Genomic DNA, 7,358 nt, shown 5'->3' on the forward strand with positions numbered 1-7,358 from the left:
ACCACCCACCACGCCACCTTTGCCTTACCCCTCAATAACCCTCATTAACACTCACGACCCCGCGCGGAAACGTATTTAGCGGCATCAATCGGACACTCGATCGGCTGGCGGTGTCCCGTGTGGACACTGAAGCCCCACTGGCGTCCGGAATCAAGCTTCGCCACCGCCACCGGTGCGCGCGACCCGTGACAGTGCAGGAATAGTCGCCTGACCTGCAAGATCGCGACTTTGCCGGGACCCTGACCTTGAGAGTGGGGAAGGAGGCCTTCACGGCCTACGCGGGCGGAACCCGGCTCCGTGGCTCCCCGCATTTAGAGGACTAAACGCGGACGTTGGTCCGCGCCCTTATCAAGGGGAGCGGCAAAGTTGTCGTGGCCCTCGAAGGCTGCGCCCGCTGCTCATGTGGGAATCCCGCTGGCATTCACGGAACCGCCACGCTTCAGCCCTTACTGGCTTTACGCTCGCGCAGGGCCGCGAGTGCCTTGTCGGCGTGCACGGTGAACTTCAGCTCGCTCTTGATCACCTCGAGCACCTTGCGGTCGGTGTCGATGACGAAGGTGTGCCGTTTGGCGTGCAGCGGGCTGAATTTGCGCCAGACGCCGAACTGCCTGGCCACCTCACCGTCCACATCGGACAGCAGTGGATAGTCGAAGCCGTGCTTGGCCGAGAACTCCTGCTGTTTGGCGACGGCGTCCGGGCTGATGCCGACGCGGTGCGCGCCCACCTCGGCGAATTCCGCGGCGAGGTCGCGGAAGTGGCAGCTTTCCGCGGTGCAGCCGCTGGTCATCGCGGCGGGGTAGAAGAACAGCACGACCGGGCCGGACGAGAGGAAGTCCGACAGCGTGCGCTCCTCGCCCTTGTCGTCGGGAAGGGTGAAGTCCGGGGCGATGTCACCTTGGTCCATGGGCAGATCCTGTCACCTCAGTGGGCGTGGCGTTCGATCAGCTCGTCGACCTCGTCCCCGGTGGCGGAGTCGGCGACGAACGGACCGCGCGCCGCGAGCACGCCGTACCGTCGCAGCCGCTCGGCCTGTTCGTGGCTGCGGACGCCTTCCGCGCCGATGCGCAGCTTCAGTTCCTTGGCACGGGCGACGAGTTGGCACAGATGCCGCACGTCGGCCTCGTCCTCGCGGTCGGCCAGCGCGTCGACCACGGCGCCGGAGAGGATCACGTGGCGGACCGGCAGCCGGTGCTGCGGGATCAGCTCCAGATCCGCCGAACCGGAGATGGTCAGCACCAGCTGGGCGCCCAGATCGGCCAGGACGGCGAAGGAGTCCAGCACCTCGCCGCAGCGCGGGTCGAGGACGGATTCGCGGTCCGTGCAGAGCCGCAGTGCCTGCGCGGGGAGGCTGTGGCGGTCGAGCTGTTCCTTGACCAGCAGCACCAGATCGGGGTCGATGGCCAGCCGGTTCGGCAGCCGTACGCAGACGTCCGGGGCGGCCTCGCCGAACCGGCTCCGCCAGCGCGCGGTGGCGGCGAGCGATTCGGCGAGCAGCCATCGGCCGAGCGGGATGGTCATCCCGGTGATCTGCGCCAGCGGATAGAACTCGTCGGAGTCCAGCTCGCCCTTCTCCGGATGGTTCCAGCGCAGCCCGGCGTTGACCGCGGCCAGCTGATCCGGATTCGCGAGCTTCACCGTCGGCTGGTAGATCAGGGAGAACTCGCCGTTCTCCAGCGCGCCCGCGATGACCGCGCCGAGTTGGTAGCGGCCGCGGTCGCGGGCGTCGAGTTCCGGGTCGAACAGCATCCACTGTGCCTTGCCCGCTTCCTTGGCGCGGTGCAGGGCGATCTCCGCGGCACGGAGCAGATCCTCCGGGCCGCCATCGGCGATCGGGCGGACGACGATGCCGGCGCTCGCGCTGACCCCGATGCCGTGCCCGCCGAGGTAGATCGGCTCGGCCAGTTCCTCCAGCGCCTGCTCGACCAGCGCGATCACCTGGGGCGAGGTGAACTCGCCACGCAGCAGGATGGCGAATCCGTCACCGGACAGCCGGGCGACGGAACCGTTGTGCCTGCCGGCGAACACGGACTTGAGCTTGGTCGCGACCCCGCGCAGCACCTGGTCGCCGACACCGGCGCCGAGCCCGTCGTTGATCACCTTGAAGCCGTCGACGTCGAGGTAGACGAGCGCGATCTGTTCGCCGCCGGAACCGGCCAGCGCGGTTTCGAGAGCGTTGTCGAACGCGGTGGCGTTCGGCAGGCCGGTCAGCGGGTCGTGCACGTTCTGGTGAAGCAGTCGTTCCTGCAGCAGGTGGATCTCGTTGGCGTCGGAGACCATCAGCACGGGATAGGCCGAGCCGGGCCGGTCACCGGGAAGGTCGGTCAGGGTCACGTCGACCCAGAGCGGACCTTCCTCGCTGTGATCCAGCAACAGGCGTTCCTGCTTGGTCGGCCTGTTGTGGTTCATCAGCTGCGAGAGCCCGTTCCGCAGCCGGGCGATGTCGTGGTCGGCCGAGCCGAGATCGGCGATGTTCCGCCCGCGCAGTGCCGAGGGACGGCAGCCGAGGAGTTTGCCGAGCGCGTCGTTCGCCTCGACGATGTCGCCGTCGGAGTCGGCGAGCGCGATCCCGATGGGCGAGGCGGAATAGAGCTTGGAGAAGCGCTGCACGGCGGGCTTGTGGTCGGGCTCGGTCCGGACGGCGTCCTGCGCGACGCCGAGCAAGAGCTGTTCGAGTTGCTCCTGGGGAAGCGATACTCCTTTAGTGTCAGCGAGCGTCGCGGCCCATCTCCGAGCGACGTCCACCAACCCTGGCGCGGCACCAGGCTCAGGCACACTTCACCTCTTCATGCGCGGTTTATGGCCAGCTCAGACAGGGTGTCCGGGCTCAGGGACCCACACTAGGTATGAGCCGACCGGGAATAGTGCCACGGCATCATGCGCGATACGGGGTGTCTACCGGCTGAAAGGGTGATGACTACTACACGAGTGGTGACCGGAAGTTACCAAGAGTACTCGATCGTGGGGGTCTGTTGATCGAAATTCAGCGTGCCGTCAACTGGATCGGCAGACCGTCCGCGGGAACGGGCAGCGAGACGTAGTCCCAGCGAGTGGTGTAGTCCTCGGGGACCGACCATCGATACGCGCGCAGCATCTCGTGCAGCAGCGCCTTGACTTCGAACGTCCCGAAATGCAGCCCGATGCACTTGTGCGCGCCGCCGCCGAAGGGCATCCACGCGTAGCGGTGCGACTTGTCTTCGCGACGTTCCTCGCTGAAGCGGTCAGGGTCGAAGCGCATCGGGTCGGTCCAGTGCTCCGGCGCGAAATGGTTGACGGTGGGGGAAACCCCGACCAGTGTCCCTTCTGGAATGAAATGCCCGAGAACCTCGGTGTCCTTCAAGGTTTTCCTGGTCAGCGAAGGTACTGGGGCGACCAGTCGCAGCGATTCCTTGATGATCAGGTCCAGGGTCGTCAGGCTCTCCAGCGCCTCGATGTCCGGCACGTCGTCGCCGAGCGCGAGGGATTCCTGGCGCGCGCGTTCCTGCCACTCGGGGTTTTTGGCGAGGTGGTAGACGGCGGCGGTGCTGGTGATGGTCGAGGTGTCGTGCGCCGCCATCATCAGGAAGATCATGTGGTTGACGACGTCGGCGTCGGTGAAGCGATCACCGTCTTCGGTGGTGGCGTGACACAACGCGGTGAAGAGGTCGTCGCCGTCGCTTCGCCGTTTCGCGGGCAGGTTCGCCGAAAAGTAGCGTTCGAGTACCTTGCGGCCGTGCAAACCCGCCGCCCAGCGGCCGCCGGGAACGGGGAAACGCACGAGGGCCGTGCCGGCGCGCACGGAGTTCACGAACGCGCGGTTGATCGCGGCCGCGTCGTCGCCGGAGCGCATACCCATGAACACCCGCGTCGCGACGTCGAGCGTGAGTTGCTTGAGGAACCAGTAAATCCGCGGATTGGGCCGGTCCGCCCATGCCGCGACGCCTTCGCGTAGCGCCGGTCCCATCTGGTCGACGTAGCCGGTGAGCCGTTGCCGGGTGAACGCCGCCTGCATGATCCGGCGGTGCAGATGGTGTTCGCCGAAGTCGAGCAGCATCAGGCCACGGTCGAAGAACTGCTCGATGAAGAACTTCCAGCCCTCCTGGGAGAAGGCCTTGTCCTTGTTCACCAACGCGATCTGAGTGGCTTCGGGGCCGGAGAGGACGACGATGCGGCGGCCGAACGCCCCCATCCACGACACCGGGCCGTAGGTCTCGTAGCGCTTGAGGCCGAACTCGATGCCGAAGCGCATGAAGTCCAGCGCGTGACCGATGACGGGCGGGCCTTCGTCGCCGAGGACGGGCTTGAGGCCCGGCGGGGCGGGAGCGAGTTCGCGGACCGGCCAGGTCGCGCCGAGCCAGCGCTGGTCGACCGAACGCGGCAGCGGGATCGAGGTGAGCGGCGGGACCCGCTCGCGCAGCGCTCCGGTGACCTTTTCGACCGTGTTCGCCATGGTGACCATCTCCCCGTCGAGACCGGTTACCGCTCCACCATCGCACCCTTATTGACGTCCTGACAATACCCTGACGGAAGTCCGTGAAGGCCTCCTTCCCTACCTTCAGAGTAGGCAAGGAGGCCTTCACGGAACGGTCAGGCGAGGTCGGACCGGACCGCGCGCGCGGCCGCGACCAGGTTCCGGAGGGCGGGCTCGACCTCGGCGTAACCGCGGGTCTTCAGGCCGCAGTCCGGGTTGACCCAGATCCGCTCGGCGGGCACGGCGCCGACGGCGGTCCGCAGCAGCCCGCTGACCTCGTCGACGCCGGGGACGCGCGGCGAGTGGATGTCGTACACGCCCGGCCCGACGCCGCGGCCGAAGCCCGCCGCGCCGAGATCGGTGACGACCTCCATCTTCGACCGGGCGGCCTCGATGCTGGTGACGTCGGCATCGAGCGCGTCGATCGCCTTCACCACGTCGCCGAACTCCGAATAGCACATATGCGTGTGGATCTGCGTCGCGTCGTCGATCCCGGACGTCGCGAGCCGGAACGACGAGACCGCCCACGCGAAGTACGCCTCGTGCGTCGCGGCGCGCAACGGGAGCAGTTCCCGCAGGGCGGGCTCGTCCACCTGGATGACACGGATGCCCGCCGCCTGCAGGTCGTGGACCTCGTCGCGGATCGCCAGCGCGACCTGGCGCGCGGTCTCGCCGAGCGGCTGGTCGTCGCGGACGAACGACCACGCCAGGATCGTCACCGGCCCGGTCAGCATCCCCTTGACCGGCTTGGCGGTCAGGCTTTGCGCGTAGCGGGCCCACGCGACGGTCATCGGCTCGGGCCGCGAGGCGTCGCCGTACAGGATCGGCGGCCGGACACAGCGCGAGCCATAGGACTGCACCCAGCCGAACTCGGTGGCGGCGAACCCGGCCAGCCGCTCGGCGAAGTACTGGACCATGTCGTTGCGCTCGGGCTCGCCGTGCACCAGGACGTCCAGGCCGAGGTCCTCCTGCAGCCGGACGACGCGTTCGATCTCCGCCTTCATCGCGGCTTCGTAGCCCGCGTCGTCCAGCGAACCCGCCTTGTGCGCGGCGCGTGCCTTGCGGACCTCGGTGGTCTGCGGGAACGAGCCGATCGTGGTGCTCGGCAACGCCGGGAGGTTCAGCGCTTCCTGTTGTGCCGCCGCGCGTCGCGCGTAGGGGGAGCGGACGGTGTGCTCCGGGCGCAGCGATTCCAGCCGGGCGCGGACCCCGGCGTCGACCAGTTCGGTCGCGGACGCGCGGTCGGCCGCCGCGGCACGGGCCGCCGAGAGGTCGACGCCCTCCTCCTTGAGCGCCCGGCCGAGCAGGACGACCTCGTCGACCTTCTGTTTGGCGAAGGCGAGCCAGCCCTTCAGACGTGGGTGGAGCCCGGTCTCGCGCTCGACGTCGTAGGGCACATGAAGCAGGGAGCACGACGTCGAGACGCTGACCGTCCTCGCGGTCCCGAGCAGCCTCGCCGCCCGGCTGAGCGCGCGGGTGGGGTCGGTGCGCCAGACGTTGCGCCCGTCCACGACACCGGCGAGGACCTCCTTGTCGCGCAAGGCGGGCTCGGCCGCGACGGCGTCCACAAAGGACTCGTCGCTGACGAGATCGACGGCGACCGCGTCGATCGGGGAACGGGCGAGCACGCCCAGCCCTCGGCCGAGTCCGCCGAAGTACCCGGCGACCAGGATCTTCGGCCGTGCGGTCACCTTCGCGAGCCGATGGTAGGCACGGATGAGCGCGTTGAGTTCCTGCTCGGAGCGGTCTGCCGCGAACGCGGGTTCGTCGAACTGGATCCATTCGACGCCTTCGTCATGCAGACGTCGCAGCAGTTCGACGTAGGCGTCGAGGAGAGTGTCGAGCAGCTCCAATGGCCGGAAGCCTTCCGGAGCACTCTCGGCGGGCTTGGCGAGCAACAGGAACGTCACCGGACCCACCAGCACCGGCCGCGTCTCGACGCCGATCGCGCGGGACTCGCGGTACTCGTCGAGCGGCTTGGTACCGCTCAGGACGAACGTCGTGTCAGGCCCGAGTTCGGGGACGATGTAGTGATAGTTGGTGTCGAACCACTTCGTCATCTCCATCGCCGGCGCGTCCTGTACGCCGCGCGCGGCGGCGAAGTAGGTATCGAGCGGCGAAAGGCCGAGCTTCGTGAAGCGCTCCGGCAGCGCGCCGAACAGTTCGGCGGTGTCGAGCACCTGATCGTAGTGGGAGAACGTGTTGGAGGGGACGGAATCCAATCCGGCGTCCTTCAGCTCCCGCCAGGTCCGGGTGCGCAGCGCACGGCCGGTCTCCAGGAGCACGGCCTCGTCGCTCTTTCCGGCCCAGTAGCGTTCGAGCGCCCGTTTGAGTTCCCGGTCCGGTCCGATCCGGGGATAGCCCAGCACAGTGGTGCCGATTTCGGTCACAGCTCTCTCCTCGCGAGCTTGTCGTCAGAGCCCGGAGCGCGCGCAGGAGTGACCGCTGTTCGGTCGTGCCCATCCCACGAGGCCCGGACTCACGCACGCCGTCGGCGCGCGTACCACGGGCAGGTCTTCGGACTCGTGGGCGACTCACTCGCTCCTACCGGCCGTCGCTTCCCGGGCGCCATGCCCAGTGCTTTACCGTGTCTCGCACGGTGACGGCTTTCGTTCCCACATACCGCTGCGGGGCAGTCCCGGATTCACACCGGGTTCCCTGTTACCTCGACCGGCCTGGGAGGCCGGGCGAACCAGTAGCACTCTGGAGCGTACTCAGGCCCGCTACCCCTCCGCTGGACATGTGATGAACCTCCGTCGCGGTGGCGAACGTGGCGTGTCCGTAAAGGCCTCCTTCCCTACTTTCAAGGTCAGGGGCCCGGCAAAGTCGGGATCGTGCAGGTCGGTGACCTCTTGGTCATGGCGCAGGCCGACGTCTATGAAGGAATTGGGACGTTGAGCCTGGATCCACC

General features: G+C 67.8%; 4 protein-coding genes and 1 riboswitch. All 4 genes read right to left on the reverse strand.

All coding sequences use genetic code 11. The features are described from left to right. Positions 1-439: 439 nt before the first annotated feature. Positions 440-904: a peroxiredoxin gene (locus ACZ7KI_RS43190; protein WP_470278793.1), complete on the reverse strand. Its 465-nt coding sequence runs from the start codon at positions 902-904 to the stop codon at positions 440-442. Positions 905-921: 17 nt separating this feature from the next. Continuing rightward, on the reverse strand, positions 922-2,772 hold the full coding sequence (locus ACZ7KI_RS43195) for a putative bifunctional diguanylate cyclase/phosphodiesterase (protein ID WP_470278794.1): 1,851 nt from the start codon (positions 2,770-2,772) through the stop codon (positions 922-924). Between the two features lie 208 nt (positions 2,773-2,980). Then, positions 2,981-4,426, reverse strand: a complete 1,446-nt coding sequence (locus ACZ7KI_RS43200; RefSeq protein WP_470278795.1) for a cytochrome P450 — start codon at positions 4,424-4,426, stop codon at positions 2,981-2,983. 137 nt (positions 4,427-4,563) lie between these two features. After that, positions 4,564-6,837 carry a 5-methyltetrahydropteroyltriglutamate--homocysteine S-methyltransferase gene (metE, locus tag ACZ7KI_RS43205; protein ID WP_470278796.1) on the reverse strand — a complete coding sequence of 758 codons (2,274 nt, stop codon included), beginning with the start codon at positions 6,835-6,837 and terminating at the stop codon, positions 4,564-4,566. A gap of 101 nt (positions 6,838-6,938) precedes the next feature. Then, a riboswitch (cobalamin riboswitch) is annotated at positions 6,939-7,159 on the reverse strand. Between the last annotated feature and the right edge of the window lie 199 nt (positions 7,160-7,358).

The organism is Amycolatopsis sp. NPDC039088, assembly GCF_055598845.1.